This window comes from Staphylococcus sp. EG-SA-2 (assembly GCF_017152085.1).
The window spans coordinates 1-458 of the sequence record NZ_JACYHC010000266.1 but is presented as its reverse complement, the minus strand read 5'-3'; the positions used below and the strand labels follow the sequence as shown (position 1 = coordinate 458).

Below are 458 nucleotides of genomic sequence, written 5' to 3'. Positions count from 1 at the left end.
CATTACTTTTCAGATGTCATTGGCGGCACGTCACTAGCAATCATTTGGGTAGCGTTATTCTTAATGGTATACCCATACTTTATTAATCATCGACGACAACGCGTTTAGCAAACATCTTTAGACATAGTGGAGGTATATAGAAAAATGAGAATTAAAACACCGAGTCCATCTTATTTAAAAGGCACAAATGGACATGCGATATTATTATTACATTCATTTACAGGTACAAATCGGGATGTGAAGCATCTTGCAGCTGAGTTAAATGACCAAGGATTTAGTTGTTATGCACCGAATTATCCAGGTCATGGTTTACTGTTGAAAGATTTCATGACATATAATGTAGATGATTGGTGGGAAGAAGTTGAGAAAGCTTACCAATTTTTAGTCAATGAAGGTTATGAATCTATCAGTGCAACGGGTGTGTCTTTAGGTGGATTAATGACATTAAAATTGGCGCA

Annotated in this window: 1 protein-coding gene and 1 pseudogene; both read left to right on the top strand. The window is 36.2% G+C overall.

The features are described from left to right. Positions 1-108 (top strand): annotated as a pseudogene (locus tag IDG60_RS02605) (phosphatase PAP2 family protein); the annotation flags it as partial. 36 nt (positions 109-144) lie between these two features. Continuing rightward, a partial coding sequence (locus IDG60_RS02600; protein WP_206160466.1) for an alpha/beta hydrolase occupies positions 145-458 on the top strand: 314 nt, incomplete at its 3' end.